This window comes from Streptomyces sp. NBC_01241, assembly GCF_041435435.1.
GTDB lineage: Bacteria > Actinomycetota > Actinomycetes > Streptomycetales > Streptomycetaceae > Streptomyces.
The window spans coordinates 4,523,395-4,536,767 of sequence record NZ_CP108494.1 but is presented as its reverse complement, the minus strand read 5'-3'; the positions used below and the strand labels follow the sequence as shown (position 1 = coordinate 4,536,767).

Here is a 13,373-nt window from a genome sequence, read left to right as displayed (position 1 = left end):
AACCCACAACCAACGGATTAAAAGTCCCGGCAGGGCCCTGCCGGGACTTCCGCCAGCTTCCACGCTGGTCCAGAAATGCCTAGTCAGAGGCATGTCGCATGCTGGCCGGTCCAAGGTTGTGTGCGCCATGTCAGCACGTCCGCTCACGCATCGCTCACGCATCCAGGCCCCATCGAAGACGGCCGAGCCAACACACCTTCCAAATGTTCATCAGGGATCCGAGGTGGGTCGGTGGGCGTGCCGGCCTGGAGCGGAGAGGTCGGCAGGTGGGTTCCTCAACGATCCCGGACACCGGTGGATGGGACCAGAACTGAGACCGCGGCGCGGCCGGAGCCTTGCCGGTCAAGAGCAGACAGCAGTCAGCCGTGGCGGGTTCGAGTTTGAACCAGCGGCCCCTTTGTCCCAAATGAGGTTCGGCGAAGATCGTGACCTGCGAGGAAATCCCGGGCGCTCCGGCGCGCGCTGGCAATGCATGCCGTGGAGAGGGCAGTTGCCACGTTGACGCTCATTGTGTTCATCAGGCCACCCTGGTCTCTGGATCGTCACGCAGGTCCTATCTGGCGGCGCTTGTGCCCGGCCTGCGGTGTGTCAACCGCACGAGCCCGCGCGTGTCCTGAGCGATCATCCGCATGGCCAGACGTGGCGAATGCGGTGTTCGCGGCGTCGAGGCTGCGCGTAACGGCGCTGGTCGGAGCGGGCGAGCCTGGCTGGAGCGGGGCCGCCGCACACCCGTTCCGTGACCGAGGCCGACTATCTCTCCGCCCGGGTACGGAAATCTATGTCAGCCGGAGTAGACATTGGGTGGTGGTGTGGCTATGGTTTCTCTCGTAGCCCAGAGAGACAGCAGGGCCCGGCAGAGACGAACTGCCGGGCAGCAGTAACCGCAGTTGCAGTTCGCAGGACGGTGCGGTGGTGGAGTTCCGAAGCCAGGGTTGTTGCAGGACGGCGACGGGACTGGCGACCGGACCGGGTGGCCCGCAGTGATCAGGGGCCGCCGTGAGCAGTACCCGCAAGTGCAGTACGCAGCAGTGAAGTCAGTGAGCAGCACCTCGGTGAAGGCGTCGGCTGCGGACGCGCGCACCGGGAGGTTCGACAGTGGGGTTCTAAGCCAGAGCAGATGCAGGACGGGCGACGGGGCTGGCTGTCGAAAAGTGGCGCTGGCACAGGCCACAGAGCAGTACGCAGGAGAGCAGTACCAGCAGTAGGTAAGTGACGATCCCAGAGGGAAGAACGGAGGAGCCAGGCGCCATCAGGATCGCCCGGGTGGAAGTTTTGAGCCCGGGTACCGCAGGACATCGATAGCGAGGTGGTCTCCGGTCAAGCAACCGCGATCCCCGCACCCCCGACAACTTCCAGGTCGGGTCAGCGGAAATAGAAGGCCGGCGCAGTATCAGGGTCGGCAGATGGTGTAGCAGTTCCTTCGGGGCTCGGGTGCCGTACGGCACCCGAGCCCCTCCACGCGTTCCACAGAGAGGTGCAAATGACAGCAGACGACTCGTTCGGCCGTCTCAACGACGACGACTACCCTGCCTACACGATGGGCCGGGCCGCCGAGATGCTCGGTACCACACAAGGTTTCCTCCGCGCCATCGGAGAAGCCCGCCTGATCACCCCGCTGCGTTCCGAGGGCGGCCACCGGCGCTACTCCCGCTACCAGCTGCGCATCGCCGCACGCGCCCGCGAACTCGTCGACCAGGGCACCCCCATCGAGGCCGCCTGCCGCATCATCATCCTCGAGGACCAGCTCGAAGAAGCCCAGCGCATCAACGCCGAATACCGCCACGCCGCCGAATCAGAGAACCCGACGACCGCGGGCTGACGCGTGGCTTCTGGGTCAACTGCCTTGACCAGGATGTTCCCTTCGCCCACATCTTCGTCGTGGGCGTTCTGCTGCGGCGGAGGAGCCAGGGTGATCGCCTCCGTCTGCCGCATATCGTAGGACGCTTCATCGGCAGGAAGGTGTGAGGCAAGGGCCGCGGGAACTGTGAAGTGGTTTGACGCGCAGAACGGCTGCGGCTTCACCGCCCGGACAGTGGCGGCTCGGACGTGTTCGCCCACCGTACGGCGATCAGCCCGCGCGCGGAGCGCACTGCTGCCCCGGGCAGGTCCTGCTGTCCGACTGGTTCGCACGAACGGTGGGCGTCGGCCGCCTTCAGTCTCAGTCCATGGTGGTGGGATCTGGGGCACTCGTGAGAGCGCCGCGCAGCAGCGCTGCGCTGATCTGCGTCGGGACCCTTATACGGGCTGATGGGCCGCCGTATAAACGACGACCGCTCTTCCTGGAACGCCGCGTTCCGGGTGGATCAATATCTATGACCGCGAGACGAGAGTTTAATGTGCCGCGCGGACAGTGTGTTTACTGCAACGGGCAGAGCGGAATTATTTACCGTACGCAGGCCGCTACCGCATGCTACTGTCGATCTCAGTTGCAGTCGTGGTTCCCAAAAACTTCAACGCCTTTCGTCGGCATTTTTAGCCGCGGGGAGCGTTTTGTATTTCCGGTCATCTCCGGGCGGGGCATCATCGCGGCGACCCGGTATCCGTGGATTGCGGGTTCCGGCGTACTGCCCCACAAGGAGATATGACATGGCGTCTGGCACTGTGAAGTGGTTCAACGCGGCCAAGGGTTTCGGCTTCATCGAGCAGGACGGTGGCGGCGCTGACGTGTTCGCCCACTTCTCGAACATCGCCGCTCAGGGCTTCCGTGAGCTGCTCGAAGGTCAGAAGGTCACCTTCGACATCGCGCAGGGCCAGAAGGGCCCGACGGCCGAGAACATCGTTCCCGCCTGACGCTGACGCGCACTTCGTAGCTGGGGCCCGCATCCCTCGGGGTGCGGGCCCCAGCTACGGGCATTCCCCGGGGCTTCCCTGTGGGGCAACGACGCCCGCAGATCCCTCTCCAGGAATGCGGACCTCTTTGAAGATGCACCCGTAGACGTCCGGGATCTCACGTCCGCATGACGTCACCCATTTCATCGCCTGCACTTGCACCGGATTCACCGCGGGCCAGATCTGCTTTCGCATTTCGTTCGGCTCGTTCTTGTGATTCCCCGCGCTGTTCTTCTGCTGCGAGAATTCCTTGATACGTGCCGTATCAAGGAAGGTTCTGAATGAACCCCTCACGTACGAACAACCGCTCCTCCCGCAGCCGTACCGGCGGTCCCGCCTTCGGCTCCGGCGCCGGTTCGCACCGGGCCAACCGCTTCGGCACGCCCGCCCCGAGCCGTTCCGGAGGGCCGAGCCGCCCAGGCGGCCGCGGCCGGCGGCCCGCGGCGGCCTCGGGCGAGTTCGCCCTGCCCAAGACGATCACTCCCGCGCTGCCCGCCGTCGAGGCTTTCGCCGACCTCGACATGCCCGAGCAGCTGCTGGCCTCGCTCACCGCGCAAGGCATGCGCGTCCCATTCCCGATCCAGGGCGCGACCCTGCCCAATACCCTCGCGGGCCGCGACGTCCTCGGTCGCGGGCGCACCGGCTCAGGCAAGACCCTCGCCTTCGGCCTGGCCCTGCTGGCCCGCACCGCCGGACAGCGCGCCGAGCCCCGCCAGCCGCTGGCCCTGATCCTCGTGCCGACGCGTGAACTGGCACAGCAGGTGACCGCCGCTCTCACCCCCTACGCCCGCTCGGTGAGGCTGCGCCTGGCCACCGTCGTCGGCGGAATGCCGATCCGCAGGCAGGTCAGTGCACTGCGCAGTGGCGCCGAAGTCGTCGTCGCGACGCCGGGCCGCCTCAAGGACCTCATCGACCGGGGAGACTGCCGGCTGAACCAGGTCGCGATCACCGTCCTGGACGAGGCCGACCAGATGGCCGACATGGGCTTCATGCCCCAGGTCACCGCACTCCTGGACCAGGTCCGCCCCGAGGGCCAGCGGATGCTGTTCTCCGCCACCCTCGACCGCAACGTCGACCTCCTGGTCCGCCGCTACCTCACCGACCCGGTCGTCCACTCCGTCGACCCGTCCGCAGGGGCGGTCACCACGATGGAGCACCACGTACTGCATGTCCACGGCGCCGACAAGCACCGTACGACGACCGAGATCGCGGCCCGCGAAGGCCGGGTGATCATGTTCCTGGACACCAAGCACGCCGTCGACCGGCTGACGCAGGACCTGCTGAACAGCGGGGTGCGGGCCGTCGCCCTGCACGGCGGGAAGTCGCAGCCGCAGCGCACCCTGACCCTGGCCCAGTTCAAGACCGGGCATGTCACTGTGCTCGTCGCGACGAACGTCGCGGCGCGCGGTATTCACGTCGACAATCTCGACCTCGTTGTCAACGTCGACCCGCCGACCGACCACAAGGACTACCTCCACCGCGGCGGCCGTACCGCGCGGGCCGGCGAGTCCGGCAGCGTCGTCACTCTGGTCACCCCCAACCAGCGCCGCGACATGAGCCGCCTCATGGCAGCCGCCGGCATCGTGCCGCAGACCACTCAGGTCCGCTCGGGCGAGGAGGCACTCAGCCGGATCACCGGCGCCCAGACCCCCTCCGGCATTCCCGTGACGATCACCACGCCGGTGGCCGAGCGACGTCAGCGCAGCCGCAGCGCGGCCTCCCGCGGTCGACGCAGCCCCGCTTCGACTGCCCGGCGCACGATCGTGCGGCAGTCCTCCTTCGACGCGGCGGCCTAGAACCCTTGATCAGGAAACTGGCCCATCTCTGCAGGAGGCACATCTTGGCACTGGTTCAGATGCAACCCCGCCCGGCGAGCGCCACCCCCGCGCACAGGACAGTGGCCGACACCATGGACACGGCCGGACCGCAGGTCTGCGACGACATGACCATCGAAGTCGCCCTGGCCGTCATGACCAGTGCCCGCACCGAGCACCTGCTCGTCTGCGACAACGACGGCCTGTGCACCCAACTGGTCACCCAGGCCCAGCTCGCCGCGGTCCGTGACAGCCCCGCGTACACGGACCGGGTCCAGCTACGCGACATTCTCGACAACCGCGGGCCGTTCACCTCACCCGCTACCACGATCGCCGAAGCCCAGCACGCGATTCGCGGCCGCCGGCCCGGTGCCCTGCCGGTCGTCGACGAGCAGGGCAGCGCTCCGGGCGTCCTCGCCCTTGCCCACTGAACCGCCTCACCGCGGCGAAACCATTCCCCTTCATTCTTCTCCCTGTGAGGCATCATGCGCTGTGTCATCGCCCGCTTCCCGTTCGACCTCACCAAGAGCGGCGTCCTGGAATCCATGAAGGGCATCAAGCCCGAACAGGTCATCGGCGAGTCCGTGATCATCGGCCGCCGCACCTACCCCGTCAAGCAGGTCGGGCAGGTCATCACACGCCAGGACCGCCGCGATTTCAGCGCCGGCGAAATCCTCCGGGCCATGACCCAACTCGGCTTCACCTGCCCCGGCCCTCCCCACACCACCGCGCCTAGGCGGGCCCTCAGCCCGTTCCAACAGGCTTCCGCGATGCTCGGCGCCCCTGCCGCCGTCTGACCGACGGGCAGGCGCAAACCGCCACCAAAACAACAGCGAGGGTTCGACCGGCAGGCGCCGGTCGGACCCTCACCGCGCGCCGGGAGCTTCCTCAGCGCGCAGCAGTGGATTCAGTGGTCGGAGTCGCCCATGGTCCAAGCGCTGACGTCATCGATCGCCACGCGGTATATCCCGCCCGTCTCCGGGATTCCCACCGTGCCCTGCAGAATCCGCGCCACATGGAAATACAGATGCGTAGGCGGCTCCTCCTCACGCGCCGTAGCGGTGAAGGCGGCGGAGAATCGAGAAGGCGCCGATCCAGGCGAGTCAGCGGTGGCACGTCGAGCACACCCACGCCTGGCAGAACGCCTTCTACCGGCTCGCCCGATGCTACGAACGCCGTGTCGCGGTCATCGACGCGTTCTTCGACCTCGCCGATACGATCATCACCGTCCGTAGCCTGCTCCGCAGGGCGTGGACGACCCACCGCTGGGACAACCGCCCGCACCGCCGCCCATGAGCGAGTGCCGATCTACGCAGCGTCCGAGTGCAGCAGTTTGGGCATCTTGATGCCGACATGATCGGTACGTATGCCTGCCGGCGTATAGGTACGGCCGCCACCGCCCCGGTGGACGTGTGCAGCACGTCGTCACGGCAGTAGAGCATATTGCCCCTATATGGGCGACGATCGGTATGTGGATGACGATCGGTGTGGCTGGTGCGGAGCTCCACTGCCGGAGTCGGCAGGCCCGGGTCGGCGGTATTGCCGTCAGGCGCATCGGCAGGCGGCCTGGCGAGCCAGGCGTCGCTGGCAGGCGACGGCGGAGGCGCGGCAGGCGCTGGTGTTCGCGGAAGCGGATCTCCTGACGCAGGTGCAGGCCGCAACCCAGCAGGCGAGCGACTCGCGCCCGGGGCGAGGAGCGGAGGGCTGCCATGTTGCCGCCGTGGCGGAGGTGCCCGGGTTGGCCGGGCAGCTGGTGCGCTGTGCGGTGTTGGCGGACCGACGAACCGGGGCGAGCTGGGCGCAGATCGGTGCTGGCCTGGGCATCAGCGCGGAGGCGGCCAGATGCCGCTTCAGGCGCCTGGAGGGATTCCTGCCTGGTGCCGCTCGGGAGGGTGAGAGCATGAGGGACCTTGTCGGCTCCGGCACTGGCACAGGCTCGGACATGCATCTACTCTGCGCCGCTTTGGACCAGTTCATGCGGGAGACAGACGCTTCCGGGGCCCTGGTATACCTGCTGCCGCCAGGCGAGCGGGTGCTGCGGCTGGCGGTGCTGAGGGGGGTTCCCCGGCAGATCGCCGCGCACTGGACGCAGGTGCCGCTTGCGGCCCGCACCCCGGCGACCGACGCCGTGCGCGAGCGGCGTCTGGTGTGGATAGGCGGCCAGGAAGAGATGGCGCGCCACTACCCGCAGATGGCACTCGCGCTCCCCTACCCCTTCTCGGCGGCCGCTGCCCCGATCACCACCGGCACCACCGCTTGGGGCGCCCTGGTGGTGCGGTGGCCCAGCTCGCATCCATCGCCGCTGACCCGACACGAACGCAACGCGGTCCGTACCTCCTGCCGCCGCCTGGGCCTTCTCCTGCGGCAGGCCGCCGACAGCGGCCACCCGATGCTGCCCGGGTCCGAGCCGCAGGTCCTGGCCCCCCTGCGTGCCCGCGCTCGCGGGCCGACCCAGGAGGCGGCAGCGGCGGACTTCGCCGAGCGCCTGCCCGGAGGATGCTGCACCTTGGACCTTGACGGCCGGATCACCTTCATCACAACCACCGCCGCCGACCTCCTCGGCGCCAGCGCCGTCGACCTGCTGGGCGTCCTGCCACGGCAGGTCCTGCCGTGGCTGGACGACCCAGTCGTCGAAGACCGCTACCGGGCTGCGGTGCTCAGCCAGAAGGCCACCTCCTTCACCGCCCTGCGCCCACCGGACCGGTGGCTGGCCTTCCACCTCTACCCAGACGTCTCCGGCATCAGCGTCCGCATCGCCCCGGCTTCCCCGTCCCCTGCCTCGGAGACGTCAGAGGTTCTGCACCCCGCACCGTCGGCCGCACCGGGTCGGTCGACCGCCCACCACCTCCTGATGCACCTCGCCGCCACGCTGACCGAGGCCGTCGGGGTCATGGACGTGATCGCCCGGATCGATGACCTGGTCCCGACCGCCTTCGAGGCCCAAGCCCTTGCCCTGATGATCGCCGAGGAGGGCCGGCTGCGAATCATCGGCTACCGCGGCTACCCCGCCGAACTCATGGACCGCTTCGACGGCACCCCCCTGGCCTCCAACACCCCTGCCGTGCGTGTCCTGACCAGCGGCGTCCCCAGCTTCTACGCCACCTTCGCGGACCTCAAGCGCGCTCATCCCCCCGCCGTCCTGCAGGACGGCAAGGCCGCCTGGGCCTTCCTGCCCCTGATCACCTCCGGCCGCCCCGTCGGCTCGCTGGTCCTCGCGTACGACCGGCCGCATTCCTTCACGCCCGAGGAACGAGCTGTCCTCACCGCGACCGCCGGGCTGATCGCCCAGGCCCTGGACCGCGCCCGCCTCTACGACGCCAATCAGGCTCTCGCCCACAGCTTGCAAGCCAGCCTGCTGCCCCAAGCACTGCCCCGCGTCCCCGGCCTGGACGTCGCCACCCGCTACCTCCCCACCGCTCACGGCATCGACGTCGGCGGGGACTTCTACGACCTCATTCATCTCGACACCGACCTCGCCGCCGCAGCAATCGGCGACGTCCAAGGCCACAATGTGAACGCCGCCGCCCTCATGGGGCAGGTCCGCACCGCCGTCCACGCCACCGCCGGCGCATCGCCCGGCCAAGTCCTCGCCCGCACCAACCGCCTGCTCACCGACCTTGACCCCGGCCTGTTCACCAGTTGCCTCTACGTCCAGCTCGACCTGGCACGCCACCGCGCCTGCCTGGCCACCGCCGGCCACCCGCCCCCACTCCTGCGCCACCCCGACCTACACACTGAGATCCTTCCGCTGACGCCCGGGCTCCTGCTCGGCATTGACCCCGCCGCCGACTACCCGGAGACCGACATCCCCCTACCGCCCGGGGCCGTGCTTGCCCTGTACACCGATGGGCTCGTCGAAACCCCCGGCATCGACATCGAGGACGCCACCGCCGACCTCGCCGCCCAGCTCGCACAGGCCCAGGGCCAGACCCTGGACGCCCTCGCCGACACCCTCATCCACCACGCCCAACGGTCCGCCCCCCGCAACGACGACATCGCCCTGCTCCTCATCCGGCCTCAACAACACGGCCGCTGACACCAAAGGCCCCCCGGCTCGGCGGGGCTCCCGTCTCCGCCACGCCGACGCCGCCGGGCCCGGTGAAGCATGCCTCCCTTTCCGAGCCCACCGCCGATCGGAGCCGGTGGAAGGCGTTCTGCCAGACGTGCGCGATCTGTTTGAGCCGGGCGAAGACGCCGAGCCGGATCCACTCGTTGCGGCGGTTGCGGATCGTGGTCGCCGAGCAGGTCGTGTCGGAGACCGCCTGGCAGGAGCAGCCGAACCGCAGGAGCTGGAGCAGCTTGTCGAACACGATCCGGTCGCTGATACGGGTGCGGTGGCAACCCAGCGGGTGGGCCGGATCGACCGCAGGGCGCTTGGGCAGCAGTGCCACGAATTGATCCCAGAGCGGGTCGGTCAGCCATGATGGAAGGACGGGCACAGATCTCCCCAGTGGTCACAGAGCGTCGCAACTCCATGATCACCGGGACCTGTGCCCACCTTGTTGCCGGGGCCGCCCACGCCGCCTATCTGCGCGAGCTCCTGGTCGGAAAGGGCTCAGCGCCCCGCCAGTCGCGTGCCATGCCGCACCCGCCCCGGGGCATCGCTTCAGACTTCGCCCGTCTGAGTGCGGTCCTGGCCAGAGGACGGCTGGCTCGGTCGTCGGGGAGTTGTTGGAGCGCTCGGAGTTCCTGTCCGAATGGACCGTGGAGAGCTGCGAGGTATGACCACGCGCTTCACCCAGGGGCCTTCCCGTCGCTGAGCTGCTTGGCCGAGGAACTGGCCCTGCGGCTCCCGCTGAGCGAGGCCAAGGTCATGCTCTTCGAGACGTTCGATCTGGGCGCAGGAGACCTTGGGGTGGACGGCTGAAGAATTGCCTCGTCAAGGGGGCCAAGACCAGGTGCAGGGTCGTGTGGTCAGCTGAGGAAAGACAGCCGGACTTGGCGTTCTGGGTTGTCCCGGTCGGTGTTCACGAGTACGACGGACTGCGAGGTCCCCAGCTCCAGCTCACCGTCGACTACGGGCAACGTGGCGTGTGGTGGGACCAGAGCCGGGAGCATGTGCGCGCTGCTGTGGCCAGGACTGCCGTGGCGGTGTTGCCAGCGGTCGTCCGCGGGAAGAACGTCACGGAGGGCCGCCAACAGGTCATCGTCGCTGCCCGCGCCGGTCTCGATGATGGCCAGGCCGGACGTCGCGTGAGGGGTGAAGATGTTCAGCAGTCCGTTTCGCCCGTGAGCCACCTCTCGGAGGAACGCGGAGCATGCGTTCGTGAGGTCGTGCAGGGTCTCGGTGGAGCCGGTTGTGATGTTGATCGTGCGGGTGGTGAAGGTGCCAGTCATGGTTCACCGGTACCCGTCGCGGAGCCTGAGCGCTAACGGCCGGATGGGTTGTTCCTCCGGAACTCCACGAGTAACGGCGACGGGCCGCGAACGCGGTGAGCGGCGAGGCAGCCGTCGAGGCTTCGACGCTCCTTCGGTGAGGGGGATGCAGGTTGCCGCGAAGCTGCGGCTTGGACAGGCACCCATAGGAGACACTCTGCTATGTGGCGCATGCGCAGAGTAATGGTGGGGGGTCGGTGTGGCGCGCTGAGCACGTCGGCCGTCCTGCCGGGGCTCGACAAGGAGCAGCTGCGGCTGCTGCGTCGGGTGGGGCGTGAGTGGGGGCGGGTGTCGGCTCCCGAGGCGTGGCACCGGGCACTCCCCGTGGATTCCGATCTGGGCAGATTTCCGCCCCCTGCGGAGATCCAGCCTGTCGGTTGGGATCGTCTGGTCAGCGTCTCGCCTCTCGGCGGACAACCGTTCGCCCCCGACGAGGCCGCGGGGGAGCGGCCCCCTGGCCGACTGGGCCGCTTGGCTTATCACGTGCGGCGCGTTGTCCTCGGAGCCGCTCTGAAAAGCACGGCGAGCACTACCTCGCGGCACTCAACGCCGGTGAATCAGCAGACGCACACGAAGCCGCTATCGCGGTTAATCAAGTACTGAAAGAGCAGGGCGTCGGCGGAAACGAGATGGGTCCGTAACTGGAAGCCTGACCGCCCCGCCGGCCAGCCCCTGCTTGCCTGACCCACACGCCACCCAGACGGGGAGGACGGTGCGGCGCCCGCCTCATCGCCCTCTCCAGGGTCACTACCCCTTCAGTGGTCTGGACACCGGCGCAGTTCGGCACGTTCCTGGACGCGGCCGAATCCGATCGGCTCTACGCCCTCTTCCACCTCGTCGGCACCCGTGGCCTTCGCAGGGGCGAGGCCGTTGGCCAGAGCTGGACCGACGTCGACCTGAACGCCGGCCTCATCACCCCGGCCAAGGAAATCGTCGTCGACGGCTGGGACACCTACGAGTCCGCCCCCAAGACCGACGGCAGCGCCAGCACGATCGCGTTGGACAGCGTCAACGTCGCTCTTCTGCGCGAGCACCACAAGGCGATGCTGAGCGCCCGGGAGAAGTGGGGCGACGCCTGGAACGAGACCGGCAAGGTCTTCACTCGCGAGGACGGCTCCTGGCTGCACCCGGAGACGGTCTCCGAGACGTTCCGCCGCATCCTCGCCACCACCGACCTGCCGCCGATCACCCTGCGCGACCTGCGTCACGTCGCGGCCACTCTCACCCACGGCGGGGGTGGTGATCTCCACACGATCAAGGAGACACTGCGTCACTCCACCATCACGCTCACGTCGGACACGTACACGAGCCTGCTGCCCGAGGTCGACAAAGCCGCGGCAGAAGCCGCCGCCGCGCTGGTGCCACGTGCCCGTAAGGCCCCCGCCGTAGCCCCTGCTGTCGGACCGTCCGCTCACGCATCGCTCACGCAAGAGGCCGGGAACGACGAAGCGCCCCGACCGGACGAAGCCGATCGAGGCGCTAAGTAGCAGGTCAGATGGGGTTTCCCCTCCCTGCTTCGCGTAGGCCGTGTGGGACTCGAACCCACAACCAACGGATTAAAAGTCCGCTGCTCTGCCAATTGAGCTAACGGCCCCCGGCGAATCACCCCTGAGCATAGCCCGCCGGGGCCCGGCCGCCGATCGGGTATCGGTTACCGGGCCCTGTCACGGTGGGATCCGCGTGGGTTCTGCAGGAAATGTGCGGGGGCTCACGGGGTACGGACAGGGGCCTCAGGGGTGGTTGTGCGTTTGTGATCCGGCGTGAGGAACCAGTGCCGGGCCGACGCCAGCCACCACGTCGTCGCGAAGCCGAGGACCACCAGGACCGCGATGGGGGCGTAGTTGAACGTCTCCCAGGTGACCGGTGAGACCTGCGGCAGCATGAAGAGCACCGTGATGATCACGACCCAGGTCACCGCGATGATGCCGATCGGACGGGACCAGCGGCCCAGGTGCCAGGGGCCCGGGGTGAAGTCGTCGCCCCGGAGCAGGCGGAGCAGGGTGGGGATGACGTAGGCGATGTACAGGCCGATCACCGCGATCGAGGTCACCGCCGCGTAGGCCGTGACGTTGATCAGGTACGGGAGGCCCAGGGCCAGAGCACCGATCGCGGCGAGCCAGACCGCGGCGACGGGGGTGCGGGTGCGCGGGCTGACGGTGTGCCAGACGCGGGACCAGGGCAGGGCCCCGTCGCGGGAGAAGGCGTAGATCATGCGGCTGTTGGCGGTGACGGACGCCATGCCGCAGAAGAGCTGGGCGCCGATCACGACCAGCAGCAGGAGCTTGCCGGTGGTGGCGCCGAGGGCGTCCAGAAGGATCTGGGCGGGCGGGGCGTCGGTCGGGGAGTTCAGCGCGCCGTCGTACGACTGGATGGCGAACGTGAAGCCGAGGAGCAGGACGAAGCCGGCGATCCAGGAGGTCCAGATGGACCGGACGATGCCGCGCGGGCCCGCTGTCGCCGCGTCATGGGTTTCCTCCGTCATGTGGGCGGAGGCGTCGTAGCCGGTGAAGGTGTACTGCGCCATCAGCAGACCGATCATCACGACGTAGAAGCCGCTGCCCCAGCCGGTGTTGTTCACGAACTCGGTGAAGACGAACGACGCCGACTGGTGCGAGTCCGGCACGAAGGTCAGCGCGCCGACGATGACGGCGACACCGATCACATGCCACCACACGCTCACGCTGTTCAGGATCGCGACGATGCGGACGCCGAAGGTGTTGAGCAGGCCGTGCAGCAGCAGGATCGCGGCGAAGAGCAGGATCGTACGGGTGGGGGTGACCTCGAAACCGAACTGGAGGTTCAGATACGCGCCGAGGAACGACGCCGCCCCGAAGTCGATCCCGGCCGTGACGGCGACCTGGCCGAGGACGTTGAACCAGCCCGTGAACCAGGCCCAGGCCGCCGCCGAACGCGGCGGGGCCAGCCGGTGGGCCCAGAAGTAGAGGCCGGCGGAGGTCGGGTACGCCGAACAGATCTCGGCCATCGCCAGGCCGACGAACAGCGTCATCAGGCCGACGCCGACCCAGCCCCAGGTGATGACGGCGGGGCCGCCGGTGTTCATGCCGAACAGATACAGCGTCAGGCAGCCGGAGAGCACCGAGATGATCGTGAACGAGACGGCGTAGTTGGAGAATGCCGACATACGCCGGGCCAGCGTCTGCGTGTACCCGAGCTGCGCGAGACGCTCCTCGTCGGAGACGCCCGTGGGCGGCCTGTCCTCGCCGGTGTCTGTTGTCATGCCCCCAGCGATGCCCCCGCTGCGGAGGACACATGCGGTCGCCGTGGTCACGACTGGGAAAACACCACCGGCAGACATGCCCCGCGACGGACTTCACGGCAACAGGAAGGGCGCGA

General features: G+C 68.2%; 9 protein-coding genes, 1 tRNA gene and 3 pseudogenes. 8 read left to right on the top strand and 5 right to left on the bottom strand.

Annotation, left to right across the window (positions count from 1 at the left end; genetic code table 11):
* The first annotated feature begins 1,480 nt into the window (after positions 1-1,480).
* The 5 genes from OG306_RS20240 to OG306_RS20220 all read left to right on the top strand — a co-directional run bounded on the left by OG306_RS20240 (position 1,481) and on the right by OG306_RS20220 (position 5,440).
* Complete coding sequence (locus tag OG306_RS20240) at positions 1,481-1,819, top strand: MerR family transcriptional regulator (RefSeq protein WP_266359503.1); 339 nt, start codon at positions 1,481-1,483, stop codon at positions 1,817-1,819.
* A gap of 767 nt (positions 1,820-2,586) precedes the next feature.
* Complete coding sequence (locus OG306_RS20235) at positions 2,587-2,790, top strand: cold-shock protein (RefSeq protein WP_030304224.1); 204 nt, start codon at positions 2,587-2,589, stop codon at positions 2,788-2,790.
* A gap of 320 nt (positions 2,791-3,110) precedes the next feature.
* Positions 3,111-4,625, top strand: a complete 1,515-nt coding sequence (locus tag OG306_RS20230; RefSeq protein ID WP_371665535.1) for a DEAD/DEAH box helicase — start codon at positions 3,111-3,113, stop codon at positions 4,623-4,625.
* Between the two features lie 44 nt (positions 4,626-4,669).
* A complete protein-coding gene (locus tag OG306_RS20225; RefSeq protein ID WP_371665534.1) occupies positions 4,670-5,074 on the top strand; it encodes a CBS domain-containing protein in 405 nt (134 codons plus the stop codon).
* 54 nt (positions 5,075-5,128) lie between these two features.
* Positions 5,129-5,440 (top strand): SCO5918 family protein, encoded by a 312-nt coding sequence (locus OG306_RS20220; RefSeq protein ID WP_266747493.1) that lies wholly within the window; start codon positions 5,129-5,131, stop codon positions 5,438-5,440.
* A 110-nt stretch (positions 5,441-5,550) separates the two neighbouring features.
* Here OG306_RS20220 and OG306_RS20215 read toward each other — a convergent pair whose 3' ends face one another.
* Positions 5,551-5,808 (bottom strand): hypothetical protein, encoded by a 258-nt coding sequence (locus OG306_RS20215; protein ID WP_371666260.1) that lies wholly within the window; start codon positions 5,806-5,808, stop codon positions 5,551-5,553.
* Between OG306_RS20215 and OG306_RS20210 the strand changes: the two are divergent.
* Both OG306_RS20210 and OG306_RS20205 read left to right on the top strand, forming a co-directional pair.
* A pseudogene (locus OG306_RS20210) lies at positions 5,718-5,939 on the top strand (IS5/IS1182 family transposase); the annotation flags it as partial. The gene OG306_RS20215 and the pseudogene OG306_RS20210 sit on opposite strands and share 91 nt — an antisense overlap.
* 604 nt (positions 5,940-6,543) lie before the next feature.
* The gene (locus OG306_RS20205) at positions 6,544-8,679 is read left to right on the top strand and encodes a SpoIIE family protein phosphatase (RefSeq protein WP_323183894.1); all 2,136 of its coding nucleotides are present in this window, start codon (positions 6,544-6,546) and stop codon (positions 8,677-8,679) included.
* Positions 8,680-8,818: 139 nt separating this feature from the next.
* On the opposite strand, the pseudogene OG306_RS20200 reads toward OG306_RS20205, so the two are convergent.
* Positions 8,819-9,082 (bottom strand): annotated as a pseudogene (locus OG306_RS20200) (transposase); the annotation flags it as partial.
* A gap of 475 nt (positions 9,083-9,557) precedes the next feature.
* The gene (locus OG306_RS20195) at positions 9,558-9,980 is read right to left on the bottom strand and encodes a secondary thiamine-phosphate synthase enzyme YjbQ (protein WP_266747491.1); all 423 of its coding nucleotides are present in this window, start codon (positions 9,978-9,980) and stop codon (positions 9,558-9,560) included.
* A 698-nt stretch (positions 9,981-10,678) separates the two neighbouring features.
* Here OG306_RS20195 and OG306_RS20190 point away from each other — a divergent pair.
* Positions 10,679-11,506: pseudogene (locus OG306_RS20190) on the top strand (site-specific integrase); the annotation flags it as partial.
* 34 nt (positions 11,507-11,540) lie between these two features.
* Here OG306_RS20190 and OG306_RS20185 read toward each other — a convergent pair.
* Positions 11,541-11,613, bottom strand: a tRNA-Lys gene (locus OG306_RS20185).
* A gap of 114 nt (positions 11,614-11,727) precedes the next feature.
* Complete coding sequence (locus OG306_RS20180; RefSeq protein ID WP_266747490.1) at positions 11,728-13,257, bottom strand: amino acid permease; 1,530 nt, start codon at positions 13,255-13,257, stop codon at positions 11,728-11,730.
* Positions 13,258-13,373 lie beyond the last annotated feature (116 nt).

What these genes read in the sequence shown, in the direction of transcription:
- OG306_RS20240 (WP_266359503.1), top strand. Translation starts at nt 1,481, where the DNA reads ATGACAGCAGACGACTCGTTCGGCCGTCTCAACGACGACGACTACCCT.
- OG306_RS20235 (WP_030304224.1), top strand. Translation starts at nt 2,587, where the DNA reads ATGGCGTCTGGCACTGTGAAGTGGTTCAACGCGGCCAAGGGTTTCGGC.
- OG306_RS20230 (WP_371665535.1), top strand. Translation starts at nt 3,111, where the DNA reads ATGAACCCCTCACGTACGAACAACCGCTCCTCCCGCAGCCGTACCGGC.
- OG306_RS20220 (WP_266747493.1), top strand. Translation starts at nt 5,129, where the DNA reads ATGCGCTGTGTCATCGCCCGCTTCCCGTTCGACCTCACCAAGAGCGGC.
- OG306_RS20205 (WP_323183894.1), top strand. Translation starts at nt 6,544, where the DNA reads ATGAGGGACCTTGTCGGCTCCGGCACTGGCACAGGCTCGGACATGCAT.
- OG306_RS20195 (WP_266747491.1), bottom strand. Translation starts at nt 9,980, where the DNA reads ATGACTGGCACCTTCACCACCCGCACGATCAACATCACAACCGGCTCC.
- OG306_RS20180 (WP_266747490.1), bottom strand. Translation starts at nt 13,257, where the DNA reads ATGACAACAGACACCGGCGAGGACAGGCCGCCCACGGGCGTCTCCGAC.